The organism is Streptomyces sp. NPDC053474 (genome assembly GCF_044544845.1).
Lineage (GTDB): Bacteria > Actinomycetota > Actinomycetes > Streptomycetales > Streptomycetaceae > Streptomyces.
Map to the genome: position 1 here is coordinate 61376 of NZ_JBITXV010000006.1, position 26346 is coordinate 87721.

Genomic DNA, 26346 nt, shown 5'->3' on the forward strand with positions numbered 1-26346 from the left:
TGTCGATTCCAGGGCGATCCGGGCCGGGCCCGGTCGATGAGGGGTCGATCGCAGGTCGATTCCGCGTAGGCGCCGGTCCAGGGGCGGTCAGCTTGAGTCTCATCGAACAGGAACAGCCCCTGCTCGACGCGTTGCGGCCGCGGGACCGGGCGGCCCTGCTCGCCCTGGGCACCCCGCGCGGCTACGCGTCCGGCGAGGTGCTCGTGCCCGAGCGCGCCACCACCTCGTACGTCGTCGCGATCCTCGGCGGCTGGGCGGTGGTCTCCGTGGCGACCGAGCGCGGTCAGCGGCTCATCCTCGCGCTGCGCGGCGCCGGGGAACTCGTCGGCGAGCTCGCGGCCGTGGACCGGCGGCCGCGCAGCGCCACGGTGACGGCGCTCGGCCGCGTCGACGCCGTCGTGATCCCCGGGGACCGGTTCCGCGGCTTCCTCGGCTCCAGCCCCGCGGTCAGCGTCCTCGTGCTCCGGCAGCTCAGCTCCCGGCTGCGCAGCTCCGACGGCGAACGCCGCTCGCTGGCCTCGGAGAACGTGCTCCAGCGGCTCGCGGCGCGCCTCCTCGAGCTGGCCCACCGCGCCGGGCGCCACCACCCCGACGGCAGCGTCACCATCGACCTGCCGCTGCCGCAGCACGACCTCGCCGCCTCGGTGGGCTCCACCCGGGAGGCCGTCGCCAAGGCGCTGCGGCTGCTGCGCGAGCAGGGCGTCGTCCGCACCGCCACCCGGCGCCTGGTCGTCACCGACGTCGAACTGCTGAGGCTGCTCGCGGGCGAGGGGCCGTCAGGAGCGGGGCCGGTTGTGTAAACGGCTACATACACAGCGGCCGCCCGCGCCCATCCTGGTGGAGCCGCACCGTCGTCGAGGGGGATGCAGTGAGCAGTCACGAGGCCGTCCACCGGCTGGTGGTGAGCGCGGACGTCAAGGGGTCCGGGCGCCTCGGCCACCAGGCCAAACTCCGGTCGCGCCGGGCGATGTACGAGGTCTTCGAAGCCGCCTTCGCCGCCGTGGGCGTGGCCGGACAGGTCCATGTGGAGGACCGGGGCGACGGCGTGCTCGCCGCCCTCGCCCCGCAGGTGCCGCCCGCGGCCATGGTGGGGCTGTGGCTCGAAGAGGTCCACCAGGGGGTGCGCGAGCACAACCGGGGTGTGAGCGAGCCGCTGCGGCTGCGGATCGCGATGCACGGCGGGCCCGTCAGCCACGACGGCCGGGGCCTGGTGGGCCGGGCGGTCGACCTGACGTGCCGTCTGTGCGACAGCGAACCGGCCAGGGCGATCCTGGCCGCGGACGACGGCGTCGACGTGGTCTTCGTCGTCTCCGACGTCCTCTACCGCTCGGTGGTCGCCGAGGGCGGCCGATTCGTGGAGCCCGAGCACTACCGCCCGCTGCCGGTACGGGCCAAGGAGACCGACGAGGTCGCGTGGTTCCACGTGCCCCGCAGGACCCGGCCGCCCCTGCCCGCGCCCGCGCCGCCGCCCGCCCCGCAGTCCAGTCCGACTCCGGCCGAGACAGCGTCGGTTGACGAGGCGCGGCAGTGGCCGACGAAGTACTGGATCAACGTCAACGGACACAACCAGATCGTGGACGGCGCGGAGGTCCACGGCGACATCGTCGGCGTGCGCGTCACGCCGGACGACGACAGCGCGGAAGGAGCCGGGCCGACATGAGCGACGACGGGGGAGGCGCCGGGGGAGGCGCCGGGCCGCAAGGCGGCGGAGGCAAGGGGGGCGGCGGCGGACCGGCGCCCGGCGGCGGTGGCGGCGACAAGGCGGGGGGCGCCGGGCCGGGACGCGGCACCGGCGCGGGTGCGGGTGCGGGTGCCGCGGGAGCCGACGAGGGCCGCAGGCACAGCGCGGCCCGCTCCGGCCTCCTCGGGGACCTGCCCGCGGCGGGCGCGGGCGAGGCCGTGCGCCAGGCGCGCGCCAACTTCGTCGACGTCAACGGACGCAGCGCGATCCTCGACGGCACCCAGGGCGATGTGCACCTGGGCGACCACCACCACTACCACGACGCCCGGGCCGGTGCGCCCCGCCTGGTGTCCGGCCCCGTGCCCCGCGACGAACTGCGGCGCCTGCGCCGGGTCTTCGAGGAGCCGCCCGGCTACGCGGACCTGGGCGGGCTCCTGCGGCGGCAGCGGCTGATCGCCCTGTGCGGCGACCCGGGCAGCGGGCGCGGCTACACGGCCCTCTCCCTGCTCGACGAGGTCACGCACGGGCGCGTCGCGCGCCTTGACCCGCGTACGGAACTGGACCGGATCGGCGAGGCGGACCTGGAGGAGGGCTGCGGCTACGTCGTGGAGATCACCGGCGAGGAGGCGATCACCACCCCGCGGCGCCGCGGGCGCGACGAGCGGGACGCACCCGAGCGGCGGCGCGGACGGGAGCCCGAACACCCCGCCGAACTGCACCTGGACCGGCTCAGCACCCTCCTCGACCGGCGCGGGGCGTACGCCGTCCTCGTCGTCGGGGCGGGCGGCTTCGCCGACGAACTGCTGCGCGGCCGCTACGGGCGGCTGTTCCGCCCCCCGTCCGCCGACGGCATGCTGCGCAAGCACCTCGTGGCCCTCCTCGGCCACACCGAGAACGACCGCGTCGAGCGGGCCCTCAACCTCGCGCGCGAGCCCCGCGTGGTGCGGGCCGTGGGGCTCGACCCGCTGCGCCCCCACGAGGTGGAGTCCCTTGCCCGGCTCCTGGTCGGGCGGCTCAAGGAGGAGACCAGCGAGGACGAACTCCTCGGCGAGCTGCGGGCCTTCGCCCACCGGCAGGCCGGGGCGTGGTTCGCCGCCACCGGCCGGGCCGCGCCGCGCCACCGGGACACGGTGTCCGCGGCGCTGCGGCAAGCGGCCTTCCGCACGGCGGTGGCCGTCTACAACGGCTCGCCCCACAGCGTGGCCGCCGAGGCGGCGGAGCAACTGGCCTGGGAGTGGGCGCGGTCCACGGACCCCGAGGGGGACCCCGGCAGGCCCCTGTTCGGCGACCACCGCCCGGCCCGGCTCGCGGCCGCGCGGGCCGAACTCTTCACCGGCGACGTCACGTACGACGGCCGGAGCCTTCAGACCCGCAAGGTGCGGCTCCAGGGCAGCGCCCTCGCGCGGGCGGTCCTGGCCCACGTGTGGGAGGACCACCACAACGCGCGCGGGCCGCTGTGCCTGTGGCTGCGCACCCAGTGCGACGACGCCAGACCGGCCGTGTGGGTGCCCGCGGCCATCACCGCCGGGGCGCTGTGCGCGCTGGAGTACTTCTACGCGCTGGAGGAGATCGTCTTCCCGATGGCCTCCAGCGACTCCGTCCAGCAGCGCCTCGCGGCCGCCACCGCGCTCGCCCAGGCGGCGGCCCTCAGCGAGCCGGTGCGCCCGGTCGTACGGGACACCGTGCGCGGGTGGGCGCGCGGTGACGACGAGGCGCGGCTCAGCACGGCCGCCCTGGTGCACGGCTTCGGCACCGTGGAGCGGTCCGTCCCGGCCGCCCTGGACGAACTGGGCCGCCTGGCGAGCCGGGAGGACTGGGACCTGCTCGTGCACGCCTCCTTCAGCGTGGGCCGACTGCTCGCCGGTGGGCAACCGGAGACGGTGCTGCGGCGGCTCGGCGCCTGGATGGGCGACCGGCGCACCAACCGCAGGGACCTGGCGCTGCTCACCGTGGACCGCCTCATCTGGCAGCGCGCCGCGCACCTGTGGGGCCTGGAGGAGACGCCCGCGCTCAAGGAGCACACGAACTGGCCGCTCGCCGCGGCCCTGTTGACCGCCTGCCCCCACTACGCCGGGATGCTGGCGGACCTGGTCTGGTCGGGCCTCGACACCGCCCGCTGGCGGCCCGACGTGCAGTGGTCGCTGTGCGAGTGGATACGGCGCGGCGAGGAGGACCCCCCGCTCCTCGACGTCCTGTGCGACTTCCTGCCCGCCCTCGTGAGCGGCGAGGCCGACGCCGAGCGGCTGCGGAACCTGGTCCGGGGCCTGGAGCGGGACCCCGACGAATCCGTGGCACCCACCACCGTACGCAGGCTGCGCGCCGCCATCGACGGACAGCCGAACGTGGTCGTGCAGGTGCCCGCGCCAAGCCCGCGAGCCGAGGAGACGGAGTGAGATGAACACCCAGAACCCGCCGCACGCCCTTCCGCCCGCGCCCCCGGCGGGGCCCGTCCCGCAGCCGCGCGCCCTTGGCGCCCCGGTGCCGGTGGCGTCGAGACCCCTGCCGGGTTCCCCGGACCCGGGAACGTGGCGCTCGCCCGCCGAACGCCCTGCGGCCACCCAGGAGTTGGCCGGTCCCTTCCTGCGCGAGTACCGCCCGGACTGGCCCTACCGGCACCGCAGCGCACAGGTCGCGGTCGTGCTCTACTATCGCAGGCGGCCTCCCCGGGCGGTGGGGCCCGAGGGCGAGGAGCGGTTCCTGCTGCGCTGGTTCGCCCGCCCCTACACGGCGTTCGAGCTGCAACTGGGCTGGCACACGGTCGCGTTCAAGGTCGAGCTGCCCGCGGCGGAGCACGGCAGGTCCTTCCCCGCCGAGGTGCGCGTGCGCTGGCGGGTGGGCGACCCCTGCCTCGTGGCCAGGAGCCAGGTCACCGACGTCGCAGCCCTGCTCGTCCCGGAGCTGGAGCAGCGGCTGCGCGACGTGTCCCGTGGCTACTCCATCAACCGGGCGGAGGAGGTCCGCGACGCGGTGCACGAGGCGCTGGCCGGACAGCACCTCGGCGGCCAGTTCGGCCTGGAGACGGACGTCTTCGTCACCATCTCCTGGGACAAGCTCATCCAGGACCATGGCAGGAGCCTGGGCCGGGTGCTGCACCAGACCGACCTGGAGCGGCTCAACCAGGAGCTGCGCCAGCTCAGGGACGACAACAAGCGGGAGCTCATCCGGCGGTGGGCCGCCGACTTCCAGCACGCCATCGAGCGCGGCGACCACGCCGTGATGGCGCAGATGATGGCGCGCAACCCCCAGGACCTGGCGGAGATCCGGCAGTTGTTCCGCAAGGAGCAGCGCGAAGAGCGCCAGGACGGCATGGAGCTGATGTCCCGTCTGATCGAGGGCGGCCTCCTGGAGCGCTGGGAACTCGGCGACCAGGCCATGGTGGTCGTGGAGTTCCTGCGGTCGAGCGCGCGCCACGTACTGACCGATCACGCGGCGGACGGCGGCGGGTCCCGGCGCACCCCCTTCTGGAAGCGGCCGGACGACACGCGGGGCGACGACTCCGCGGACGCGCGCGGCGACGGCTCCGACGAGCGGACACCCCGGTGACCGAGGGAGCACGGACGCCGCCGGGCACCGCCGCCCGCTCCGGCACGGGCCCCCCGCCCCGGCGCGGCGCCGCCGTGCGCGGCACCCCGGTGTCGCCGCTGTCCGAGCCGGGCTGTCGGTACGTCGCGGAGCGGCTGCTCACCACCGTGCGCGAGGAGGTCACGCGGGCCGACACCAAGGCCTCGATCCTGCTCTCGGGCGCGGTGGCCCTGCCCGCGCTCGTCGTGTCGGCCGACCGGGGCGGGCTCGGCTCGGGCCCGCTGGGCCGGGCGGGGGCCGTGCTGTGGCTGGCCGGGATCGTGATGCTGACCCTGGTGATCCTGCCCCGGAGCAGGCCGGACGCCCGCTCCGGGACGGCCGCCGCGGGGCGGGGGCCTTCGGTGGTGGCGCTCCACCGGGGGGCCGACCCGGGCGAGGTGGCGGCGGCGGTGCTCACCGCGGGCCGCGACCCCGGCCACTGGCTCCTGGAGCAGTCGTGCGCGCTGGGGGCCATCCTGACGGTCAAGTACCGGTGGCTGCGGTGGGCCGTGGGCTGCCTGGTGGTGGGGGGAACGGCCGTGGCGGCGACCGCGCTCGGCTGAGCGGCCGCCCCGGCGCGAGCCCTCTGGACGCCCTGCCATAAGCCCAGGTCAGAGACGCTTCAGTGAATCCGGGGCGTGGTGTGGGCAACACCTCATGCGGTCTCGAATGAACGTGGGGTTAGCATATGAGCGCCGCCTAGCTCGAAAGATATTCCTGTGACTGTCAATGACGACTCGTTCACCAACTGGAAGCACCGCGAGGAAACCGCGGAGTCGATGATCCCGCTCATCGGGAAGCTGCACCGCGAGCAGGACGTCACGGTCCTGCTGCACAGCCGCTCCCTGGTGAACAAGTCGGTGGTCAGCATCCTCAAGACCCACCGATTCGCCCGCCAGATAGCCGGAGAGGAGCTCTCGGTCACCGAGACGCTGCCGTTCCTGCGGGCCCTCACCACGCTCGACCTCGGCCCCTCCCAGATCGACATCGGCATGCTCGCCGCGACGTACAAGACCGACGAGCGCGGTCTGTCGGTGGAGGAGTTCACCGCCGAGGCCGTCGCCGGTGCCACGGGCGCCAACAAGATCGAGTGCCGCCAGGGGCGCGACGTCGTCCTGTACGGCTTCGGCCGCATCGGCCGCCTCGTGGCCCGGCTCCTCATCGAGAAGGCGGGGTCCGGCAACGGCCTGAGGCTGCGCGCCATCGTCGTCCGCAGGGGCGGTGAGCAGGACATCGTGAAGCGCGCCTCGCTGCTGCGGCGCGACTCCATCCACGGCCAGTTCCAGGGCACGATCACCGTCGACGAGGCGAACAGCACGATCGTCGCCAACGGCAACGAGATCAAGGTGATCTACGCGAGCGACCCGTCGGAGGTCGACTACACGGCGTACGGCATCAAGGACGCCATCCTCATCGACAACACCGGCAAGTGGCGCGACCGCGAGGGCCTGTCGCAGCACCTGCGTCCGGGCATCGACAAGGTCGTCCTGACGGCACCCGGCAAGGGCGACGTGCCGAACATCGTGCACGGCGTCAACCACGACACGATCAAGCCGGACGAGCGGGTCCTGTCCTGCGCCTCCTGCACCACCAACGCGATCGTGCCGCCGCTGAAGGCGATGGCCGACGAGTACGGCGTGCTGCGCGGCCACGTGGAGACCGTCCACTCGTTCACCAACGACCAGAACCTCCTGGACAACTACCACAAGGCCGACCGTCGCGGCCGCTCCGCGCCGCTCAACATGGTCATCACCGAGACCGGCGCCGCCTCGGCCGTCGCCAAGGCGCTGCCCGACCTCAAGGCGCCCATCACCGGCAGCTCGATCCGCGTCCCGGTGCCGGACGTCTCGATCGCGATCCTCAGCCTGCGGCTCGGCCGCGAGACCACCCGCGAGGAGGTCCTCGACCACCTCCGCGAGGTGTCGCTGACCTCGCCGCTGCGCCGCCAGATCGACTTCACGAGCGCCCCCGACGCGGTCTCCAACGACTTCATCGGCTCCCGGCACGCCTCGATCGTCGACGCGGGCGCCACCAAGGTCGACGGCGACAACGCGATCCTCTACCTCTGGTACGACAACGAGTTCGGCTACTCCTGCCAGGTCATCCGCGTCGTCCAGCACGTCTCCGGGGTGGAGTACCCGACCTACCCGGCTCCGGCGGTCTGACCCGGCGGGGGCGCGAGAAGGCCCCGCCGCGACGGGGGAGCGCGGCGGGGCCCACGGATCTGGTACCCGCTTGGGCTGAGGTCATGCCAAGCGGTTCTCCGCTTTCCGTCCCGGAGCCGGTGAAGGCTCTGGCACGGAAGGCGGTCGCGGCTATGACAGCGGCTATGACAGGAGCAGGAAGGAGTCCCAGGGCAAGCGCTGGCTCTCGCCGTGGCCGACGGCGGCGTCCCAGAGCGCAAGGGCGATGCCCGCCGTGCCCTCCAGGAGCCCCGGCGCGCCGACGAGAACGTTCCGGTCCTCCTGCCGGTCCATCGCCTCGTAGCCGTAGACGGTCTCGGTGCGGCAGGCGCGTACGATGTCGTCCGCCAAGGAGTCCGCGAGCGTGACGAGGCGGGGGTCGCGGGCGTCGGCGGCCGTCCTGCGCACGGTGTGCAGGAGTCCGGCGTAGCCGTGGCACAAGCCGTAGTCGTCCAAAGTCCACGCCGAGCGCGGTGCTGTCAGCAGACGGTGCACGGCGGCGGTCGCGGTGTCGCTCCAGTGCCGCACCCCGAAGGCCTGACCGGCGAGTTGCAGGCTGCGCGCGATGCCGGGAGTGCCGTAGCACCAAGAGGCCATCCGCGGGTTCCGCGGCACGGGCAGCGACCGGTCCCGGTCCTGCGTGAGAGTGACCATGCGGGGCCAGTGGTCCACGCCCTCGTCGTTCTTCCTCCAGCTCATCAGCCACTCGGCCATGCGATGCGCTGCTTCGTCCTGCCCGGGCACGCGGGCGCCGTCCCGCCAGGCCAAGGAGAGCAGGGCGAGCGGCCCGGCGATGCCGTGCGCCAGGCCGAGGTCGAGGACGGCTTCCCGCGGGTCCGCGGCCGCGTGCTCGGGGACGGTCCACCAGCCGGGCACCGCGCCGTGCGGAGTCCGTACGGGCCGTGCCAGGTCCACCAGGTACGTGAGCACCAGCGGGAGCGTGGCCGCGGCCACGGCGGAGCGACTGCCGAGGAGATAGCGCCCGACCCCCGCGAGCCCGGCGATGGTGTCGAACCGTGGGGGAGTGGGGGCGGCCTCGCCCGCGGCCATCCTGTCCTTCTCCGCCGCGAGGGTCAGCCGGACCGAGTCGGCGACGCGTTCGTCCAGCGCGGCCGTGAGGCTCCGATACGCACCCGTGGTGCCGGATATGGAGGTGGCGGTGAAGGCGAGAGCCGGTATGGCCCGGTTCACTCCCCAGGGCTCCGTCCGGCGCGGCAGAGCACTCGCGACGGCCGCCAGATAACTGTGCGCCGTGCTCCGGTGAGCGGGGTCGTCCCGTCCCAGACAACCGAAGAGCAGGGCGATGCCCGGCAGGCCGCGGCTCAGCGAGTGCGGTGCCCACATCGGAGGTGCCGAGGGAAGCGGATCAGCCGCGGGAACGGCTTCCGCGATGCGACGCGCCAGGACGTCGACGGTGGCGATGACGCGGTCGTGCATGCCTTGTTGGCTCTCCTCAACGTCGCTGGTTCCGCGGGGCGGGAGCAACGGAGTGCGCCCGCCCCGCGGCCGTCAGGTGCCAGGGCTCGCGCACCGGCACCGAGGGGTCACGGGCAGCCGGTGCTGCAGTTCGAACACACGGTGCGCACCCAGGAAAGGGCCTGCTGGGCCTCCGCCTGGTCGGGCACGGGGCCCGTGACGAAACGCGGTTCGATGTCGAAGTCGTCCTGCACTTCTCCTCCTTCTCATCAAGTGGCATGGGAGCGACGGAAATTGCCCGACGTGAAGGACGGCGTGCGATGCGTCGCGACACCAACCAGCTTGTCCGGTCAGGCAGTTCCATCGCCTCGGAGGCTAGGGAGGCAGGTTCAACGGTTGGTGAATGTGGTTGTTGATCCGGCGTTGAGCAGCTGTCGATGTGGCGGGGTGAATCTTGCGGCGGCGGTGCGACGGACGTGCCGCCGTGATGGAAGGAGAGTTGACATGGACGACCTCTTCGAGCTGGACGTGCAGACGATCACCGTTCCGGAGACGGGTGCCGCGCCCGCGGCCAACCAGAAGATCACGGCCAGCTACAGCCCCTGCTGTGGCACGCACATCGCCGAGTAACGGCGCGGGGCAGTGGCTTCCACTGCCCGTGGTGACCTGAGACCCAGGCACCGATGAGAGGCGGTCCGCCCTCGGCGGGCCGCCTCTTTGCTGTTCCGCACGGCTTTGCTGTTCCGCACGGCTCTGTCGTTCCGCACGGCTTGGCTGTTCCGCACGGCCACGAGCCAGCCCTGTCGCCTTGATTGGAGAGGTTGCCCATGCACACATCTGAACCTCGTGAGACCTCGCTCTTCGCGTGTGCCGGTATCGCCCTTTTCCGCGCCGCGGTACAGCCGTTGGGCGACGCCGCGCCCACCGCGCCACCGTTCGCCCCGGGCGATGACCAGGACTCGCAGCTGGCGTACCTGCGTGCTGCCGCGGAAGACAGCGCGCTGTGCGAGGCGATCGCCGTGTCCAGCCCCTCACTCGCCGGGACGCTGGGGCGCGTCCGGCGCGGGGACCGGATCAAGCCCAAGGACATCAGGTCGGCCGTGTCCGCGCTGCTGCGGTACCGGCTGCGCAGGGAGGGCAGGGCCACCCCCTTCGGCCTCATGGCGGGCGTCGCCGAGGCGGAGTTCGCCCCGTCGGCGAGCGTCACCTGGGGAGCCGACCACCGCAAGGCCGTGCAGCCGGACACGGGCTGGCTGCTGGACGTGGTCAAGCGCTTGGAGCAGCAGCCGGACACCCTGGCCCATGCGCGGGTCGTGCGGAACGACCTGTGCTACCTGCGCGGGGACCGTCTCGTCCTGCCCTTCGTCCCCGCGCGTGGAGGGCGCGAGCCAGGAGGGACGGGGAACGCGAAGGAAGTCTCCATCCGTTACACCGAACCGGTGCGGCTGGTCTGGGAGTCGACCCAGGTTCCGCTGCCGTACGGCGAGGTGTCGGGCAAGATCGCGGCGCAGTACCCGGACGTGCCACGGGAGACGACGGCGAAGCTGCTGTGCGCGCTCGTCGCCCACGAGATGCTGCTCACCGACGTGCGGCCGCCGATGGACTGTGCGGATCCCCTGGGCTACGTGCTGGAACGCCTGTCCCGGCGCGACGGTGCCCCGCGCCAGGAACAGGACCCGGCAGCCCCGCTCTTCGCCGTCCAGCGGGGCCTGGCCGACTTCGCGGCGGCGCCCCTGGGGGAGGGGGCACCTTTGTGGACGGCCGTCACGCGACAGATGCGCTCACTCCACGACGCGGAGCAACTGGTCCAGGTCGACCTCGGCATCGACGTCGACGTGCGGCTGCCCCGCGCGGTGGCCACCGAGGTGGAGCAGGCCGCACACGGCCTGTGGCGGTGTGCGGCTCCTGGCGCGTCACGCGGCCACCTCCGTCAGTTCCACACCGACTTCGTGGAGCGTTACGGCACCGAGCAGATGGTTCCCCTCAAGGAGGTCCTTGACCCGGATCTTGGTCTGGGAGCCCCGGCGGGATACCTCATCCCGGTGAGCGACCGGCTGCCCGCCCCGGCGGACACCGCGCCCGCTCCTCGTGACCGGCTGCTCCAGGGTCTCGCGCAGGAGGCGCTGCGGACCGGCACCCGCGAGGTCGTCCTCGACGAAGCGCTGATCGACGAGCTGGCCGACGGTGAGGGGCAAGGGCCGCCCGCGTCGTTCGAGTTGCTCGCGCACCTGCTCGCGGATTCCGTCACGGCGCTGGACGAAGGGGACTTCCGGTGCGTCGTGGTGGGGGCGTCCCAGCTCGCGGGCTCCTTCTCCGGTCGCTTCGCCTCCCTGCTGCCGCGTGCCAGCCAGCAGTTCACGGACATCCTGCGGGAGGTGCCGCCAGGCGGCGACGCGACGCTCACAGGGCAGCTGAAGTTCCCCACCTTCCGCTCCCGCGGGGGCAATGTCACGCGGGTTCCGCAGTGGCTGGAACGCACCCTCGCCGTCGGGGTCTTCGCGGACCCTTCGGACCGGAACGTCCTGCGGCTCGACGACCTCGCGCTGGCGGCCGACCTGGACCGGCTCTTCGTGGTGTCGCTCAGGGACGGCCGACGCATCACACCGGGCATACCGTGCATGGTGGCCTCCGAATGGAACATGCCGAACGCGGCCCGGCTCCTGCACGAACTGGGCACGTACGACGCGCGCGTGCCCTTCTGGAACTGGGGGCAGGCGAAATCGCTGGCCTACCTCCCACGGATCCGGTACGGCCGCACGGTCCTGGCGTCGGCGCGCTGGCACGTGAAGTACACGGAACTGACGCGGCCGACACCGGACTTCGCCACCTGGCAGACGCGGTTCCTGCGGTGGAAGGACCGGTGGGGGGTTCCCGACCGGGTCCTCGCGGGTGTGGCCGACAACCGGATGCCGCTCGATCTGTCGGAGCCAGCGCACCAGGAGCTGCTCCGCCAGCAGCTGCGGCGACACGAGGACACCGTGGTGGAGGAGACGCCGGCAGGCGGGGAGTTCGGCGTGGGCTGGCTGGCCGACAGGAGCACGAGCGCGCCCACCGCGGGACGCACGCACGAGATCGCCTTCACCCTGACCAGCCGGGAAGCGCCCCCGCGTGGGCCGGAGGCCCCGGTCCGGGGCATGGACTCCACCCACGGGCGAACGGCTTACCTTCCCGGAGAGGAGTGGTTCTACGCCAAGGTCTACTCGTCGACGGACCGGCAGGATGAACTGATCGCCCACCAGCTGCCCCGTCTGGTCGAAGCGCTGCCCGAGTCAGTCGACCGCTGGTTCTTCGTCCGGTATCGCGACCCCGATCCCCATCTGCGCATCCGTCTGCACACGCGGCGGGCCGACGGCGCCGCGCCGCTGCTGGCGGCCGTGTGCGCCTGGGGGCGGGACCTGCGGCGGGCAGGGCTGTCCGGGAGGCTCGTCCTGGACACCTACGAACCCGAGACGCGACGGTACGGCGGCCCTGACGTCATGGCCGCCGCGGAGCACGCCTTCTGCGCGGACAGCCGGGCCGTGATGGAGCAGCTGGCCGCCACCCTCGGCACCAGCGATGCCGACCGCTCCCTCTTGGCGGCCGCGAACTACGCCGACCTCGTCCGGCGCCTCCTCGGCGCGGAGGAGGGCGAAAGCTGGATCATCGCCAACATCGACAGGACGGCGCATCACTCCGCGTTCACCGAGCGCCGTGACCGTGCGATGGCACTCATCGACCCGACGTCGGGCTGGTCCGCCCTGCGCGCGCTCGGCCACGGCGACGCCGTCCTGGCCAGTTGGGACCGCCGCGGCGAAGACCTGCGCGGGTACGGGGACGCGCTGCGGCGGTCGTCGGCGGCCGGTCGGCTCACCACCAGCCTCAACGGCGTCGTCCACTCGCTGCTGCACATGCACCACAATCGGTTGGCCGGTATCGACAGAGAGGCCGAAGGTAAGTCCTACGCCCTGTTGAGAGGGGCGACACGGGCGCACCACCAGCGAGGGCTGGTCACGCGATGAGCAGCACAGCGGACGCCGCCGCCATCGTCGAGGACATCGCCCTGCGCCTCGCCGAACCGCACCGCGTCACCCTGCCGGGGGATGCCCTTTCCCTGGCCGAGGGCGGCCCGGGGATCGCGCTCCTGTACGCGCAACTCGCCGCTGTGGACCCTCAGTTCTACCGGGCCGCCCACAAGTGGCTGAGCGTGGCCACGCGTTCCGGCCAGCACGCGCCGCACGCCGGGTTGTACCACGGCGTACCGGCGCTCGCGTTCGCCGTGGAACTCGCCGCTCGCACTCCCCGGGAGTACTCCGGTGCCCGCGAGCATCTCGCCCGGCAGATGGCGGAGGTGACGGCCCGCGAGGTGCGCCGCGCGCGACGCGTTCTGGAAGCTCCGGGCCAGTGGCTCCGTCTGGACCAGTACGACCTCGTCTTCGGCCTGACCGGCCTGGGCGGCTGTCTGCTGCGCACGGGCGGCCATGAGCCACTGGGGGAGATCCTGCGCTTCCTCGTCGATCTCACGAGGCCGGTCGGTGACGGCCGCCTGCCGGGGTGGTGGGTAGCGCAGAACCGGCTGACCCATGAGCCGGTGCCGGTGCTCCAGGGGCACGCGAACCTCGGGATGGCGCACGGCGTGGCGGGGCCGCTCGCCCTCCTCGCCCTCGCCTGGGAGCAGGGCGTACAGGTGCCGGGCCACGAGGAGGCCGTGCGGCGGTTGGCCGCATGGCTCCTGCGCTGGCTCGGCGAGGACGAGGCGGGGCCATGGTGGCCGGAGGAGGTCACGTGGCAGGACGAGGGCCATGGCGGCCTGCGGCCCGCCGCGGCCGCTCGCCCCACCTGGTGCTCGGGAACACCGGGCATGGCGCGAGCCCTCCAGCTGGCCGGGGTCGCGCTGGGGGAGGCGGGATGGTGTGCGCAGGCGGTCGCCGCCCTCGTGTCGGTCTTCGAACGGCCGCCTTCCCAAGGGGAGTTGGAGGATCCGGCGCTGTGCCACGGCTGGGCGGGCCTGCTCCACACGACCCGGCGCATGGCGCAGGACAGCGGGGACGAGGACCTCGCCGCCCGCGTGCCGTGGCTGGTGGGGCGCGTGGTCGACGGTTTCCGTGCCGACTCGGAGTTCGGCTTCCCCTATGGGGCGGGCCCTTCCGGGCCCGCGTACGACTGGCCCGGCTTCCTCATGGGCGCCGCCGGGGTGGCGCTGGCCCTCGATGGCTACGCCCGGGGCGGTGCGGATCACGTCGGCTGGGACAGGGTGCTCCTGCTGGGCTGACCCGGCGCCACGGCATGCCGGTGCACCGGGGGCAGGCCCGGCAGGAGGCCCGGCCACACCGTGTCCAGGACGTGGGCGCTCGGGGTGAACAGGGCCGCGCCGAGCCCCGGCAGCGCGGTCACCTCGTGCCACTCCCAGCGGTGCATGAGCTGGGGCTCGGTCACGGTGGGCACGCCGGTGGCGCGGGTGACGTGGACGGCCGCCGTCAGGCGCGGCATGCCGTGGGCGGCGTCCATGAGGACCGCGAGCACCCGGGCGTCGGCCGTTCGGGCCCGCAGGCCCGTCTCCTCCAGGAGTTCGCGGACGGCGGCCTCCTCGAACGACTCGCCCGCGTCGGGCTTGCCGCCGGGCAGCTCCCAGGCACCGCGGCGCGAGTGGCCGAGCAGCACCCGGCCCCGCCCGTCGGTGACGACGACGCCCGCGCCGATGAGCGCGTGCGGGGTGGGGTGGCGGTTGTCGGCGAAGGTGAGCGGCGGACGCCCGGGGGCGTGGCCGTCGCCCGGCTCGTGCCGCTGTGTGTGTCCCACCCGTGTTCCTTCCGGTTTCTCTGTTGCCCGGATTCTCAAGCCGGTTTCTTGAGCCGGTTCCCTGAGTCGATCATCCCGGCCGGGGGCGCCGTGACCAAGGGGCCGTGGATGTCCGGTTATGGCTCTAGGAGAAGCTGTGAAGGAAGTGAAGAATCCTCGATCGACCGGCATCTCAAAGGGTCCTGCTCCCAGGAGCCGTGCTCCACATCAGCCATGAGGAGAAGCCTTGCGTTCGATCAAGACGTCCGTACGCGCCCTCTGCCTCGCCGCGGCCGCCGTCGCGGTCGCGGCGGGCACCGTGACCCCGGCGGCCGCCGCGCCGTCCGACACCCGGAACACCAAGGCCATGACATGGACCTTCCTGGCCGACGGGCCTGACGGCACCGTGCGCGTGGGCGGCGGCCCGCTCAGCAACCCGTACCAGGGCGACACCGCCACCAGCACGGCGCTGCCCGTGCTCTGTCTCAAGGTCGACGGCAGCCCCGCGCCCGCGGGCATCACCCCCGACTTCTACGCGGGCTGGGCCAAGGGCACCGTCGCGGCCACCAACCCCATCCGCGGCACCCGGCTGACCAGCCTCGCGGCCGCCGACGGCCTGTGCGCCAACACCTTCGGCGCGGGCTGGCGCATGGCCGAGTTCCACGACGGCAAGTACGGCCCGAACCTCGGCAGTTCGGGCGGCTGGAGCTTCTGGGCGTACGGCGACGTGCCCGTCGGCACCCGCTTCTGGACGTACATCAACGACCAGCCCGCCAACCCCTGGAGCTGAGCGGCCCCGCGCACGACGGAGCGGGCGGCCCCCCGTGGGGAGCCGCCCGCCCTGACCGTCGCGGTGCGCGTGCCTAACCGGCGTCGCGCACCCGGCCGGTGAACACCGGACCCCGCTGCTCGTTCCAGTTCTCGTCGTACGTGTAGAGCCGCAGCCGCACCGACTCCTGGCCCTCGCGGACCCGGTCCTTCACGGTGGGGATGCTCAGGTCGGCGCTGCGCTTGCCCGCCTTGACCATGACCGAGAGATACGGGTCCCGCGCCGCCTTGGACAGCGGGCGGGCCGGGTTCGGCTTGGCGTCGAACTGCCGCTTCAGCCACGCCTTGTCGACGTCCTTGGTGGACAGCTCCTTGCCGCCGCTGACGCGCTCGACGCGGAACGCGACGTACGTCTCGACGTCGGCGGCCGCGGACAGCGAGACGCGCCACTTCAGCGGCTTGCCCTCGGTGACCTTGGCCGCGACCGGCTTCACGCTGACCTTGGGCATCGGGTCGTCCTCACGGACGAAGACCCCGCCGTGGTGGGAGCCCACGACCGCGCCGCTGATCGACTTGGCGAAGACGTCGTGCGTGCTCGAACCGCCGTAGCGCTTGTTGCCCTTGACCTTGAAGGGCACGCCGATGGAGGTGTCGCCGGGGCGCACGGTGACCGTCTTGGTGTCGTACGTGTCCGGGTCCGAGCCCGGGACGAAGAGCCGCACCGTGCCGGTGCCGTCGCCGGTCACGCGGACCGGAGCGCGGTACGTACGGACCCCGGAGTCGCCCTCGTCGACCCGCAGCTGTCCGACGTCGACGCGCGCCAGCGGAGAGGGGCGCGCCTTCGCCGTGCCGGGGCGCCAGCCCCAGGCGTCCATCAGCCACGCCTGCCCGGAGGCGGTGCGCGAGGTCAGCTCCAGGGACGCGATCTGCTTCAGGTCGAGCCCGGCGCGGGCGGCGGCCGCGAGCGGAACCCGCAGCTCCTGGCCCCAGTACGAGGCCATGTACCCGCTGCCCGGCAACCCGTCGGCGCGGACCTGGCCGAGCTTCGCCCGGTGCCCCGAGGCGTCGACGGCCGTCACGTCCAGCTTGGTGCCCTTGGTGTTCGGCGGCACGATCACCCGGAGGGCGAGCGACTCGGAGCCCTCGAGGGAGACCGGGCGCGCGTTCTTGACGGACATCGTGGAGCCCGTGCGGGACCAGCCCATCGCGAGGGCGTACCGACCGGGGTCGGGGGACACCTCGAAGCTCGCGAAGTGCGGGGACTGGCCCTTGGTGCCGCGCTTGAAGCAGGCGCTCGACCCGCTGGAGGCGGTCTGGTCGCACAGCTTGCCGCCGGTCACCGCGAGCGAGCGGCCCGGGACGACGGCGGGCGTGCGCTGTCCGCCGACGGCGTGGGTGAGCACGCGGGCCGGGTTCGCCGAGGGCGCGCCCTTGCCGGAGCCGTCGAGGAGCGGACGCACCTCGTCGTCACCGCCGACGAAGAGCCGGGCGGCGGCCGCGATGTAGGTGGAGCCCGCCTTCTGCTGCTGCTTGGCCTTCAGCCGGGGGCCGTGGCCCGGCGAGCACACCGGGTCGGGGCGCGGCCCTGAGGAGAAGTCGTCGTTGGCGGGCGCCTGCGCCTGCCCCGGCGTCCACTCCGTGTTGAAGAAGTTGTGGTTGGCCCCGACCATGTACACCGAGCTGTGCAGCGCGGAACCGTTGCCCACGCCCCGGGTGTTGTCCAGGTAGAGCTGGCCCTGGAGGTCGGAGACGTCGCCGTCGCAGCCGGGCAGGACCGTCATCGAGGGCACGTCCGGGTCCGGGTTGTGCCCGAAGATCGTGGGGCCGATGAGGACCGTGCCGCGGATCTGCCAGCGCGCCTTGCGCGGGTAGCCGTCCACGTCGGCGGGCGGCTGGTAACGGCTGTCGAGGGCCGCGCGGTTGACGCCCTCGCCGCCGCGCGAGTGCCCCACGAGCAGGACGCGGGACAGGTCGACCGGGGCGGTCCCGCGGACGGCGTCGGGCGCCGTCGACGGGTCGGCGGCCCAGTCGGCGAAGCGGCCCAGGTGCTGGCGCACCAGGGACGAGCGGGCCTGGGCGCCGCCGTCGGGGGCGCGGTCGTCCTGGCCGTTGATGCCGTTGGCGGAGATCGAGACCGTCACATAGCCCTGGGAGGCCAGGAGCTTCTGGTCGTGCAGATAGCCCTGGTAGCTCGGGATCGGCTTCCAGCCCGCCTTGCAGGGCCAGCTGCCGTCGGACTCCTGGCCCTTGTAGCAGGTGCCGTGGCGGCCGTGCAGGAACAGGGCCAGGGGCCGCTTGCCCGGCGCGTCGACGGGGCCCACCACCGTGGCCCGCATCTCCACCTTCTCGGGGAAGTCGGGCAGCTTGACCGACTTCAGGTCGTACTCGCCCTTGACGGTGCGGTACGTGCCCGGCTTGCCGGGGTCGACCTCGCCCGCGGGCGGCTGGGCCGGGGCGGGCGCCGGGGCGCTGTGCGGCGCGGCCGAGGCGGGCCTGTCGAGACGGCGGCCGCCCGCGAGCGCCTGGAGGTCGCCCAGGGCGTCCTTCGCGCCGACGCCGTCGTCGTCGAGCTTCAGGCGGAACGTCCGCTGGTCGTCGGTGGCCGTGGGGCGGCCGAGCAGCCGGTCGCCCGCGTAGAACTCGACGCGGGCGTCCCCCATCGGGACCGGCTTCGGCGCGCGCCACACCAGGTGCCGGTCGGCGCCGTCACCGGTGAGCTCCCAGCCCGGCGGGAGCCGGTCCCCGGCTCCGTCCGGCCGGTCGGGCGATATGAGGTCGTCGGAGCGCTGCGCACGCGGCTGGTCCGGCGACGCGTGCGCGAGCTCCGGCAAGCCCACCGCCAGTGCGAGTGCCGTCACAGCGGCAGTCGCCAAGCGCGGGACACGGATCAAGACAGTCCTCCTCGTCACTTGCTCCCCCGAGAGCCCTCACGTCACAGGGCTCCTCCGGACCTGGAGAGTGCTGCGGAGGCCGTCGGGTTGCTTCGTCAGGGCCGCGATTCGCTCGGCAATTCCGTCAACATGGAGCGGATTGCGGGTAGATATCGGTCAGGGATGGGACAAAGATGGTCAAGTTGTGGAACCAGTCGGCTCGTCCAGCAGCCTCGGCTCGCTCACCAGCCTCGGCTCGCCCACGGGTGCCGACTCGTCCGGGCGTGCCGACGCGGCCGCGGTCCCGCCCGCCGCCGACCCCGCCCAGGTCCAGTCGATCCGCGGCGCGCAGCACGACACGAGCAGGGCCGAGGCCGCGACGGCCGCCATGCCCCAGACGAGGCCGCTGCCGCTGGCGACGAAGCCGATGACCGGGGGACCGGCGAGCAGCCCCGTCGTGCCCATCGCGGCGACCAGGGCGAGGGCCCGCGCGCCGCCGACGCGGCCGGGGAACAGCGGCGTTCCCCTGGCCGGGACGTGGAGGGCCGGGTGCGGCGCGCCCCGGCGGGTCGGTTCGGGCGACGGTGGTGACGTGTGCGGGGACGGTGGCCCGACCGGGGCCGCAAAGGACTAGACCAGCTCTCGGATGCTCCAAAGATGGACTAGGCCATCTTTGGAGTCAAGCCCCGTCCCGACGGGCTGCGTTGGTGTGTCCGGCTGTTCACCTGACGCCCGCATTGACGGCGTCTGTACTGGTCAGCGGCGTGCGGAAGGGATCCCGCACGCCGCCGTCGAGCCGCGTCGGCGCCGCTGCGCGGACGCCGTTGAGTGGGTCGTATCGTCCCGGGTGAGTACGCCGCGAGGGCGGCGGAACTACGCTCACGCGGCGCCCGCGAGCACCTCCGCGACGGCGATGCCGGACACGCGCGTGGCGCCGTACGTGGTCAGGTGGACGGCGCCGACCCGGTCGCCCGCGGGCACGCCCATCTCGACGACGAGGGCGTCGGGGCGGCTGTTCACCAGGCCCGTGAGCGCCTTCGCCATCCAGGGGTGGCGGGCCGCGTCCCGGACCACCACGACCAGCTCGCGGCCGCTGGCGGGGGCGAGGGCGACGCGGTCGAGGAGGTCGGCCTCGCGGGTGAGTTCGGCCTCGCCGACGCGCACGGACGTGGTGCCGGGGCGCAGCGCGCGCAGCGGCTCGGCGACGCCCCAGGGGGTCGCGCCGTCGACGGCGAGGCTCATCGTCGGGGACAGCTCGACGACGTGCGGATCGGCGGTCAGGGGGAGCTTGGCGCCGGACTCGCCGTGCACGCGGACCGCGCGCCGCGCGGCGACCAGGCCGATGTCGGAGGCGTCCGCCGCCGGGGCGGCCTCCCGGCCGAGCCCGGCCGACCAGGCGGCGAACTCCCCGACCCGGCCCGCCGCTTCGGTCAGGCGCTCCTCGGGCAGCGTGCCGTCGAGCACCGCCCGCACCAGGGCGTCGCGCAGTTCGTCCGCCGTGGACTGATCGGCGCTCTCGCCGCCGACGCACACCGCGTCCACGCCCGCGGTGACCGCGCGGACCGTGGCGCCCGCGATGCCGTAGGGCCCGGACACGGCGCTCATCTCGATGCCGTCGGTGACGACGAGGCCGGTGAAGCCCAACTGGCCGCGGAGCACGCCGCCGAGGACCGCGGGGCTGAGCGTCGCGGGCAGCTCGGCGTCGTACGCGGGCACGAGCATGTGCGCGGTCATGACGGCGCGTACGCCCGACTCCATCGCGGCGGTGAACGGCGGCAGCGCCGTGCGGGCGATGTCCTCGGCGTCGGCGGTGAACCGCGGCAGGCCGTGGTGGGAGTCGACGGCCGTGTCGCCGTGGCCGGGGAAGTGCTTGGCGCAGGCGGCGACCCCGGCGGACTGCAGGCCCCGGATCCAGGCGGCGGTGTGCCGCGAGACGACGTCGGTGCGGGCGCCGAAGGAGCGCACGCCGATGACGGGGTTCATCGGGTTGGAGTTGACGTCGGCGCTCGGCGCGAAGTCGAGGGAGACACCGATCTCGCGGAGCTGGCGGCCGATGTCCCGCGCGACGCGCTCGGTGAGATCGGGGTCGTCGATGGCGCCGAGGGCGAGGTTGCCGGGCCAGGAGGCGCCGGTGCGCGCGGCGATGCGGGTGACGTCGCCCGCCTCCTCGTCGATGGCCACGATCAGGTCGGGGTTCTCGGCGCGCAGCTCGGCGGTGAGCGCGGCGACCTGCTCCGGGCTCTCGATGTTGCGCCCGAACAGCACCACGGAGGCGAGCCCGTCGGCGATCCTGCGCCGCACCCAGTCCGGCGCGGTCGTGCCCACGAACCCCGGCTGGAGGACGGAGTTGGCAAGGCGGGTGAGGTGCGGGTGGCTGGTGCTTGCCATGGGAGACCTCCACAGGGGCGCGCGACGGGCAGTGCGGTCGGAATCGGTGGACCGCGGCGAAGCGGGCGACCGTGCCGGATGTTGGCCTATACCAATCCGGGGTGTCAAGGAGTCCCGTTGCGGCGGTACAGCCTCAAATGTCCTGGGTGCGGGGCGAGTTCGTGCCACCTGGCGTGCTTCTCCCCGTCGGGCGGTGATTCGCAAAGGCGTACGCGGGGCACCGGGCCAGGGGCCGACGCGGCCCCGCGCGCCCTCACCCCCGTGCGCGCCGCCACTTGCGCAGGCTCACCAGCTCGCGCGGCGGCGTCAGCCCGCTGCCGACCTCGACATAGGACACCTCCGCCACGTACACGCTGCCCTCGGAGTCCACGGCCACGCTGTGCGGCCAGTTGAACTGGTCCGGGGCCTCCCCAGGCAGGTCGGCGCCGAACGAGGTCACGCGGCGGCCGTCCCGGTCGTACACCCGCACCTTGTGGCCGAGCCCGGGCACGCCGTACTGGACCGGCGGCGGCCCCTGCTCGGCGACGTACACATGGGTGTCCGCGCCTTTGCCCGCGCAGACGGCGACCGCCTTGTGGGCGTGCCAGGAGGCGCGGAAATCGCCGTCCAGGGAGAACACCTGTACGCGGTGGTTCTCGCGGTCGCACACGATCACCGCGTCGTCGCCGAGGAGGGCGATGTTGTGCGGGAGGCTGAACTGCCCGTCGTCGCTGCCGGGCGCGCCCCAGGACAGCAGATGGCGGCCGCGTGCGTCGAAGCGGTGCACCCGCGAGTTGCCGTACCCGTCCGTCACGAAGACGTCGCCCGTCAGGGGGGACACCGCCACGTCGGTCGGGCGGTTGAAGGGCTCGCCGCTCTGGAAGCCGCTGGGGCTCCCGGCACCGAGCACGAGCAGGGTGTTTCCCGCGCGGTCCGTCTTGGTGATCTTGTTGCCGATGTCGTCGACGAGCCAGAGGTGGTCCTCGTGGTCGACGGTGACGGCGTGCGGGTGCAGGAAGCGGCAGCCCTTCCAGCGCGGGGTCAGCGCGCCGTACGGGTTCTCGATCAGCTCCGTGCCGGTGAACGGCGTGTCGTTGCCCCACATGTCGACGACGTTCCCCTCCCGGTCGAGGACCAGAACCGGCATGTTGCCGCGGTTGAAGACGTAGACCCGGTCGTCCGAGTCGACGGCGACGGACGTGGCCTCCTGGAGCCAGATCCCGTGCGGGATCCTGGCCCAATAGGGCACCGGGTCGTAGACGGTCTCGCTGGTCGCGGGTCCGACAGTCAACAGTCCTCCCTGGACGCACCGGCCCGGAAGCATAGGGCCCACGGCCGCCCCGCCGACAGGGGGCGGCCCCCGTACGGTCCAGCAAGACGCGCCGCGGCGCGCCACCGCCGGTGGAATGGACAGGTGACGCCCCCGGACGACTGCCTGGCCCGCAACGAGTGGATCTGCGGCGAGTATCTGAGCACCCGCCGCCGGATCCTCCTCGACGCCGTCCTCCAGCACCTGGAGCTGACCGCCGTCTCCGTCCTCATCGGGCTCGCCGTCGCGCTGCCCCTGGCCGTGCTCGCCCGCCGCTGGAGCCTCGCGGCGGGACCCGTCCTCGCCGTCACCACCGTGCTGTACACGATCCCGTCGCTCGCGATGTTCTCGCTGCTCCTGCCCGTGTACGGCCTGTCCGCGTCGCTCGTCGTGGCCGGGCTCGTCCTATACTCGCTGACGCTGCTTGTCCGCAACATCCTCGCCGGGCTCCGCGCCGTACCCGAGGACACCCGGCAGGCCGCCCGCGGCATGGGCTACGGGCCGATCCGGCTGCTGCTGACCGTGGAGCTGCCGCTCGCGCTGCCCGCCGCCATGGCGGGCCTGCGCATCGCCACCGTCTCCGCCGTCTCGCTCGTCACCGTCGGCGCGATCGTCGGCTTCGGGGGCCTCGGCAACCTGATCTACGCGGGCATGAACACCTACTTCAAGGCGCAGGTCCTCACCGCGTCGGTCCTGTGCGTGGCCATCGCCGTCGCCGCCGACGTGGCGCTGCTCGGCGTGCAGCGCCTGCTCACCCCCTGGACGAGGGCGGGGCGCGCGTGAAGACCCTCGGCGACGCCTGGGACTGGCTCAGCACCTCCGCGCACTGGAACGGCGACGGCGGCATCTGGCACCGCCTCGTCCAGCACCTGGTCCTGACGGTGGTGTGCCTGCTGATCAGCTGTCTCATCGCGCTGCCCGTCGCGCTCGTGCTCGGCCACCTCGGCAGGGGCGGGGCGCTCGCCGTGAACCTCTCCAACGTCGGCCGGGCCGTGCCGACCTTCGCGGTCCTCGTCCTGCTGCTGCTCACCCCGATCGGCAAGTGGGGCGAGGGGCCCACCGTGGTCGCGCTCGTGCTGTTCGCCGTGCCGCCGCTGCTCACCAACGCCTACGTCGGGATGCGCGAGGTCGACCGGGGCGTCGTCCAGGCCGCGCGCGGCATGGGCATGACGGGGTGGCAGATGCTGTGGCGGGTCGAGGCGCCGCTCGCGCTGCCGCTCATCATGAGCGGGGTGCGCATCGCCGCCGTCCAGCTCGTCGCCACGGCCACCATCGCGGCGCTCGCGGGCGGCGGCGGGCTCGGCCGGATCATCACCGCGGGCTTCAACCTCGCCAGCACCCCGCAGGTCGTCGCGGGCGCGGTCCTCGTGGCCGTCTTCGCCCTGGCCGTCGAGGCGTGCTTCGAGGCGGCGGAGCGGCTCACGCCCGGCCGGTCCCGCGCGGCGCGCGGAAGGAGAGCCCCATGACATGGCGCGTCTGCTCCGCCCGAGGCCCCCGGCGCGGGCGGCCCGCCACGACGGCGTGGCGCACCCGTCTGCTGGGCGGCGTGCTCCTCGCGGCCGCCGTCCTCGCCTCCGGCTGCGACTCGGGCCCCGCCCTGGAGGACCGGGGCGAGGCCAGCCTGCCGCCGGGCGACAGCAAGCACCTGGTCGTCGGCTCCGCGGGCTTCACCGAGAGCGATCTGCTCGCGCACATGTACGCGCAGCTCCTGGAGAAGGCCGGATACGGCGCCGAGTTCCTGTCCGTCGCCAACCGCGAGCTGTACGAACCCGCCCTGGAGTCCGGCCAGATCGACGTCGTGCCCGAGTACGCGGCCACCTTCGCGGACTGGCTGAACGCCAAGGTCAACGGCGCGGACGCCAAGCCGGTCGGCTCACCCGACCTCGACACCACCATGAAGGCCCTGCGCGCTCTCGCGGCCCCGCGCGGCCTGACCGTCCTCGACCCCGGCAGGGCCGTCGACCAGAACGCCTTCGCGGTCAAGGCCTCCTACGCCCGCGAGCACCGCCTCAAGACCCTCACCGACCTCGGCGACTCGGGCCTGAAGGTGCGGCTCGCCGCGGGCGACGAGTGCGTGCAACGCCCGTACTGCGAACCCGGCCTGAAGAAGGTCTACGGCATCGACGTCACCGCCGTCGACCCCAAGGGCGTCGGCACCACCCAGGCCAAGAAGGCGGTGCAGAGCGGCCAGGACCAGCTGGTGCTCACCACGTCCACCGACGCCACCCTCGACGAGTTCGGCCTCGTGCTGCTCGCCGACGACAAGCACCTCCAGAACGCCGACTACGTCGTCCCCGTCGTCAACCGCTCCCGCGCGGGCAGCGAGGGCGTCGCCCGCGCCCTCGCCCGCCTCAACACCGTCCTGACCACGGACGACCTCGCCGACATGAACCGCCAGGTGGACAGCTGGCGCAGACTCCCCGAGGACGTCGCCAAGAAGTACCTCAAGGCCAAGGGCCTGCTGTAGGACAGCGACACCGCACCTGCCATGCTGACCCGCATGCCTGACCACGGGGACCACACAGCAGTCCGGCGCAGCTACGACACGGTCGCCGAGGAGTACGCGACCAGGCTGTACGACGAACTCGACGCCAAGCCGCTCGACCGGGCGCTCCTGGCCTGTCTCGTGGAGCGGACGGAGCCCGGAGCCCCGATCGCCGACCTCGGCTGCGGCCCCGGCCACGTGGCGTCCCACCTCGTCGGCCTCGGCGCCCGTGCCGTCGGCATCGACCTGTCCCCGGGCATGGTCGCCGAGGCCCGCCGACGCCGCCCCGGCGTGGAGTTCCGCGAGGGCGACCTGCTGTCACTGCCCGCCGAGAACGGCGAGTTCGGCTCGGCCGCCGCCCTCTACACGGTCATCCACCTGACCCCGGACGAACTCCTCCCCGCCTTCGTGGAGGCCCACCGGGTGCTGCGCCCCTCCGGCCTCCTCCTCGTGTCCTTCCACATCGGCACGGAGGTCCGCCACCTGGACGAGTGGTGGGGCCACGACGTGAACCTGGACTTCCGCTTCCTCGCGACCGACGACGTGACCGCCCTCCTGGAGCAGGCGGGCTTCACCGTGGACATGCGCATGGAACGCGCCCCCGGCCCCGACGAAGCCCAGACCCACAGGGCATACGTACTGGCCCGCCGAATCTGACGCCCCGCCGATCCTGACGCCCCGTCGGGGCGCGCCCCGAAGGGGCGCGGGGAACTGCGCGAGCAACCACGGACGGCGCGCGGCCGAGAGGCCACACAGCGCGGCAACGCCCCGGCACAGCGCAGCGTCACGCGTCGGCGACCGAGTCGAACTCCACCTCGTCCCTGCCCACCCCTTGGGCATCCGCGTCCACCGACCGCCGCAGCGCCTCGTGCAGCTTCGCCGGGGTGAGCACCCCCACGAAGCGCGCCCCGTCCACCACGGCGACCCACCCGGCGTCGTGCTGGAGCATCACGCCGAACGCCTGCTTGAGGGAGGCCCCCACGGGCAGCCAGGCGTTCATGCGGTGGGCCAGGTCGCCGACCGCGGCGCCGTCCCCGGCCAGCGCGACCTCGTCGACGCCGACCCAGCCGTGCAGATCGCCCCCGGCGTTCAGGACCATCGCCCAGCGCGCGCCGTCGGCCCGCAGCCGGGCCGCGGCCTGCGCCGCCGGTTCCTCCAGGCGGGCGACCGGCGGCTGCTCCAGGTCGTCCGCCTCGATCACGGTCACCGAGAGCCGCTTGAGGCCCCGGTCGGCGCCCACGAACTCGGCGACGTACGGCGTGGCGGGCGTGCCGAGCACCGCGCCCGGCGTGTCGAACTGCTCGATGCGGCCCTGCCCGTACACGGCGACCCGGTCGCCGAGCCGTACCGCCTCCTCGATGTCGTGCGTGACCATCAGGACGGTCTTGCGCACGGTGCGCTGGAGGCTCAGGAACTCGTTCTGCAGGCGTTCGCGCACCACCGGGTCCACGGCGCCGAACGGCTCGTCCATCAGGAGCACCGGCGGATCGGCGGCCAGCGCGCGGGCCACACCGACGCGCTGGCGCTGCCCGCCCGAGAGCTGCTCCGGATAGCGCGAACCGTACGTCTTCGGGTCGAGGCCCACCAGGTCGAGGAGTTCGGCGGCGCGGGCCCGCGCCCTGGCCCGCTTCCAGCCGACGAGCGCGGGCACGGTCGCCGTGTTGTCGAGGACCGTGCGGTGCGGGAAGAGGCCGACCTGCTGGATGACGTAGCCGATGCGGCGGCGCAGGCGCACGGGGTCGACGCCCGCGATGTCCGCGCCGTCCACGAAGATGCGCCCCGACGTCGGCTCGATCAGCCGGTTCACCATCATCATCGTGGTGGTCTTGCCGCAGCCGGACGGGCCCACCAGCGTGACCAGCTCGCCCTCGGCGACCTCGAAGGAGAGGTCGTCCACGGCCGTCGTGCCGTCCGGGTAGCGCTTGGTCACCTGCTCGAACCGGATCATCCCC

At 73.3% G+C, this 26346-nt stretch carries 21 protein-coding genes and 1 pseudogene; 14 read left to right on the forward strand and 8 right to left on the reverse strand.

What is annotated here, in order from left to right; genetic code table 11:
* Nucleotides 1-92: 92 nt before the first annotated feature.
* The 6 genes from ACIG3E_RS15670 to ACIG3E_RS15695 all read left to right on the forward strand — a co-directional run bounded on the left by ACIG3E_RS15670 (nt 93) and on the right by ACIG3E_RS15695 (nt 7407).
* Nucleotides 93-800: a Crp/Fnr family transcriptional regulator gene (locus ACIG3E_RS15670; RefSeq protein ID WP_399615956.1), complete on the forward strand. Its 708-nt coding sequence runs from the start codon at nt 93-95 to the stop codon at nt 798-800.
* 68 nt (nt 801-868) lie between these two features.
* Nucleotides 869-1660: a hypothetical protein gene (locus ACIG3E_RS15675; RefSeq protein WP_399615958.1), complete on the forward strand. Its 792-nt coding sequence runs from the start codon at nt 869-871 to the stop codon at nt 1658-1660.
* On the forward strand, nt 1657-4074 hold the full coding sequence (locus tag ACIG3E_RS15680; RefSeq protein WP_399615960.1) for a hypothetical protein: 2418 nt from the start codon (nt 1657-1659) through the stop codon (nt 4072-4074). The genes ACIG3E_RS15675 and ACIG3E_RS15680 overlap by 4 nt, the downstream gene beginning before the upstream one ends.
* Nucleotide 4075: 1 nt before the next feature.
* Nucleotides 4076-5224 (forward strand): hypothetical protein, encoded by a 1149-nt coding sequence (locus tag ACIG3E_RS15685; RefSeq protein WP_399615962.1) that lies wholly within the window; start codon nt 4076-4078, stop codon nt 5222-5224.
* The gene (locus ACIG3E_RS15690) at nt 5221-5805 is read left to right on the forward strand and encodes a Pycsar system effector family protein (protein WP_399615964.1); all 585 of its coding nucleotides are present in this window, start codon (nt 5221-5223) and stop codon (nt 5803-5805) included. Before ACIG3E_RS15685 ends, ACIG3E_RS15690 begins: the two co-directional genes overlap by 4 nt.
* Before the next feature lie 156 nt (nt 5806-5961).
* Nucleotides 5962-7407, forward strand: a complete 1446-nt coding sequence (locus ACIG3E_RS15695) for a glyceraldehyde-3-phosphate dehydrogenase (RefSeq protein WP_399615966.1) — start codon at nt 5962-5964, stop codon at nt 7405-7407.
* Between the two features lie 162 nt (nt 7408-7569).
* Here the strand turns inward: ACIG3E_RS15695 and ACIG3E_RS15700 are convergent, their stop codons facing one another.
* Together ACIG3E_RS15700 and ACIG3E_RS15705 are read right to left on the reverse strand one after the other, a co-directional pair.
* Entirely contained in the window at nt 7570-8862 is a 1293-nt protein-coding gene (locus tag ACIG3E_RS15700; protein WP_399615968.1) for a lanthionine synthetase C family protein, read from the reverse strand.
* A 107-nt stretch (nt 8863-8969) separates the two neighbouring features.
* On the reverse strand, nt 8970-9095 hold the full coding sequence (locus ACIG3E_RS15705; protein WP_399615970.1) for a hypothetical protein: 126 nt from the start codon (nt 9093-9095) through the stop codon (nt 8970-8972).
* Nucleotides 9096-9345: 250 nt separating this feature from the next.
* Here ACIG3E_RS15705 and ACIG3E_RS15710 point away from each other — a divergent pair, with 250 nt between their 5' ends.
* From ACIG3E_RS15710 to ACIG3E_RS15720, 3 genes are all read left to right on the forward strand, one after another.
* On the forward strand, nt 9346-9471 hold the full coding sequence (locus ACIG3E_RS15710) for a hypothetical protein (protein ID WP_399615972.1): 126 nt from the start codon (nt 9346-9348) through the stop codon (nt 9469-9471).
* A gap of 197 nt (nt 9472-9668) precedes the next feature.
* Complete coding sequence (locus ACIG3E_RS15715) at nt 9669-12839, forward strand: lantibiotic dehydratase (RefSeq protein WP_399615974.1); 3171 nt, start codon at nt 9669-9671, stop codon at nt 12837-12839.
* Nucleotides 12836-14089: a lanthionine synthetase C family protein gene (locus ACIG3E_RS15720; protein ID WP_399615976.1), complete on the forward strand. Its 1254-nt coding sequence runs from the start codon at nt 12836-12838 to the stop codon at nt 14087-14089. The genes ACIG3E_RS15715 and ACIG3E_RS15720 overlap by 4 nt, the downstream gene beginning before the upstream one ends.
* Here ACIG3E_RS15720 and ACIG3E_RS15725 read toward each other — a convergent pair.
* The gene (locus ACIG3E_RS15725) at nt 14053-14616 is read right to left on the reverse strand and encodes an NUDIX hydrolase (protein ID WP_399615978.1); all 564 of its coding nucleotides are present in this window, start codon (nt 14614-14616) and stop codon (nt 14053-14055) included. The two genes, ACIG3E_RS15720 and ACIG3E_RS15725, sit on opposite strands and share 37 nt — an antisense overlap.
* 226 nt (nt 14617-14842) lie before the next feature.
* Between ACIG3E_RS15725 and ACIG3E_RS15730 the strand changes: the two genes are divergently transcribed.
* Nucleotides 14843-15385 carry a hypothetical protein gene (locus ACIG3E_RS15730; protein ID WP_399615980.1) on the forward strand — a complete coding sequence of 181 codons (543 nt, stop codon included), beginning with the start codon at nt 14843-14845 and terminating at the stop codon, nt 15383-15385.
* Nucleotides 15386-15458: 73 nt separating this feature from the next.
* Here ACIG3E_RS15730 and ACIG3E_RS15735 read toward each other — a convergent pair whose 3' ends face one another.
* The 4 genes and pseudogenes from ACIG3E_RS15735 to ACIG3E_RS15750 form a co-directional block, all read right to left on the reverse strand.
* On the reverse strand, nt 15459-18221 hold the full coding sequence (locus ACIG3E_RS15735; protein ID WP_399615982.1) for a hypothetical protein: 2763 nt from the start codon (nt 18219-18221) through the stop codon (nt 15459-15461).
* 210 nt (nt 18222-18431) lie between these two features.
* Nucleotides 18432-18728: pseudogene (locus tag ACIG3E_RS15740) on the reverse strand (hypothetical protein); the annotation flags it as partial.
* A gap of 384 nt (nt 18729-19112) precedes the next feature.
* Entirely contained in the window at nt 19113-20621 is a 1509-nt protein-coding gene (locus tag ACIG3E_RS15745; RefSeq protein WP_399615984.1) for a glycoside hydrolase family 3 protein, read from the reverse strand.
* A gap of 253 nt (nt 20622-20874) precedes the next feature.
* The gene (locus ACIG3E_RS15750; RefSeq protein WP_399615986.1) at nt 20875-21891 is read right to left on the reverse strand and encodes a peptidyl-alpha-hydroxyglycine alpha-amidating lyase family protein; all 1017 of its coding nucleotides are present in this window, start codon (nt 21889-21891) and stop codon (nt 20875-20877) included.
* A 123-nt stretch (nt 21892-22014) separates the two neighbouring features.
* On the opposite strand from ACIG3E_RS15750, the gene ACIG3E_RS15755 reads away from it, so the two are divergent.
* Genes ACIG3E_RS15755 through ACIG3E_RS15770 form a run of 4 tightly spaced genes read left to right on the forward strand, consistent with a single transcriptional unit; the run spans nt 22015 to nt 25051 of the window.
* Nucleotides 22015-22692 carry an ABC transporter permease gene (locus ACIG3E_RS15755; RefSeq protein WP_399615988.1) on the forward strand — a complete coding sequence of 226 codons (678 nt, stop codon included), beginning with the start codon at nt 22015-22017 and terminating at the stop codon, nt 22690-22692.
* A complete protein-coding gene (locus tag ACIG3E_RS15760; protein ID WP_399615990.1) occupies nt 22689-23375 on the forward strand; it encodes an ABC transporter permease in 687 nt (228 codons plus the stop codon). The genes ACIG3E_RS15755 and ACIG3E_RS15760 overlap by 4 nt, the downstream gene beginning before the upstream one ends.
* Nucleotides 23372-24376 carry an ABC transporter substrate-binding protein gene (locus ACIG3E_RS15765; protein WP_399615992.1) on the forward strand — a complete coding sequence of 335 codons (1005 nt, stop codon included), beginning with the start codon at nt 23372-23374 and terminating at the stop codon, nt 24374-24376. The genes ACIG3E_RS15760 and ACIG3E_RS15765 overlap by 4 nt, the downstream gene beginning before the upstream one ends.
* Nucleotides 24377-24409: 33 nt before the next feature.
* Nucleotides 24410-25051, forward strand: coding sequence for a class I SAM-dependent DNA methyltransferase (locus tag ACIG3E_RS15770; RefSeq protein ID WP_399615994.1), 642 nt, complete (start codon nt 24410-24412; stop codon nt 25049-25051).
* A 127-nt stretch (nt 25052-25178) separates the two neighbouring features.
* On the opposite strand, the gene ACIG3E_RS15775 is transcribed toward ACIG3E_RS15770, so the two are convergent.
* Nucleotides 25179-26342: an ABC transporter ATP-binding protein gene (locus ACIG3E_RS15775; protein ID WP_172381282.1), complete on the reverse strand. Its 1164-nt coding sequence runs from the start codon at nt 26340-26342 to the stop codon at nt 25179-25181.
* Nucleotides 26343-26346: the final 4 nt, after the last annotated feature.

Bases quoted from the DNA above. Each gene is read 5' to 3' on its own strand.
- ACIG3E_RS15680 (WP_399615960.1), top strand. From the start codon at position 1,657: ATGAGCGACGACGGGGGAGGCGCCGGGGGAGGCGCCGGGCCGCAAGGC.
- ACIG3E_RS15685 (WP_399615962.1), top strand. From the start codon at position 4,076: ATGAACACCCAGAACCCGCCGCACGCCCTTCCGCCCGCGCCCCCGGCG.
- ACIG3E_RS15700 (WP_399615968.1), bottom strand. From the start codon at position 8,862: ATGCACGACCGCGTCATCGCCACCGTCGACGTCCTGGCGCGTCGCATC.
- ACIG3E_RS15710 (WP_399615972.1), top strand. From the start codon at position 9,346: ATGGACGACCTCTTCGAGCTGGACGTGCAGACGATCACCGTTCCGGAG.
- ACIG3E_RS15715 (WP_399615974.1), top strand. From the start codon at position 9,669: ATGCACACATCTGAACCTCGTGAGACCTCGCTCTTCGCGTGTGCCGGT.
- ACIG3E_RS15720 (WP_399615976.1), top strand. From the start codon at position 12,836: ATGAGCAGCACAGCGGACGCCGCCGCCATCGTCGAGGACATCGCCCTG.
- ACIG3E_RS15745 (WP_399615984.1), bottom strand. From the start codon at position 20,621: ATGGCAAGCACCAGCCACCCGCACCTCACCCGCCTTGCCAACTCCGTC.
- ACIG3E_RS15765 (WP_399615992.1), top strand. From the start codon at position 23,372: ATGACATGGCGCGTCTGCTCCGCCCGAGGCCCCCGGCGCGGGCGGCCC.
- ACIG3E_RS15770 (WP_399615994.1), top strand. From the start codon at position 24,410: ATGCCTGACCACGGGGACCACACAGCAGTCCGGCGCAGCTACGACACG.
- ACIG3E_RS15775 (WP_172381282.1), bottom strand. From the start codon at position 26,342: ATGATCCGGTTCGAGCAGGTGACCAAGCGCTACCCGGACGGCACGACG.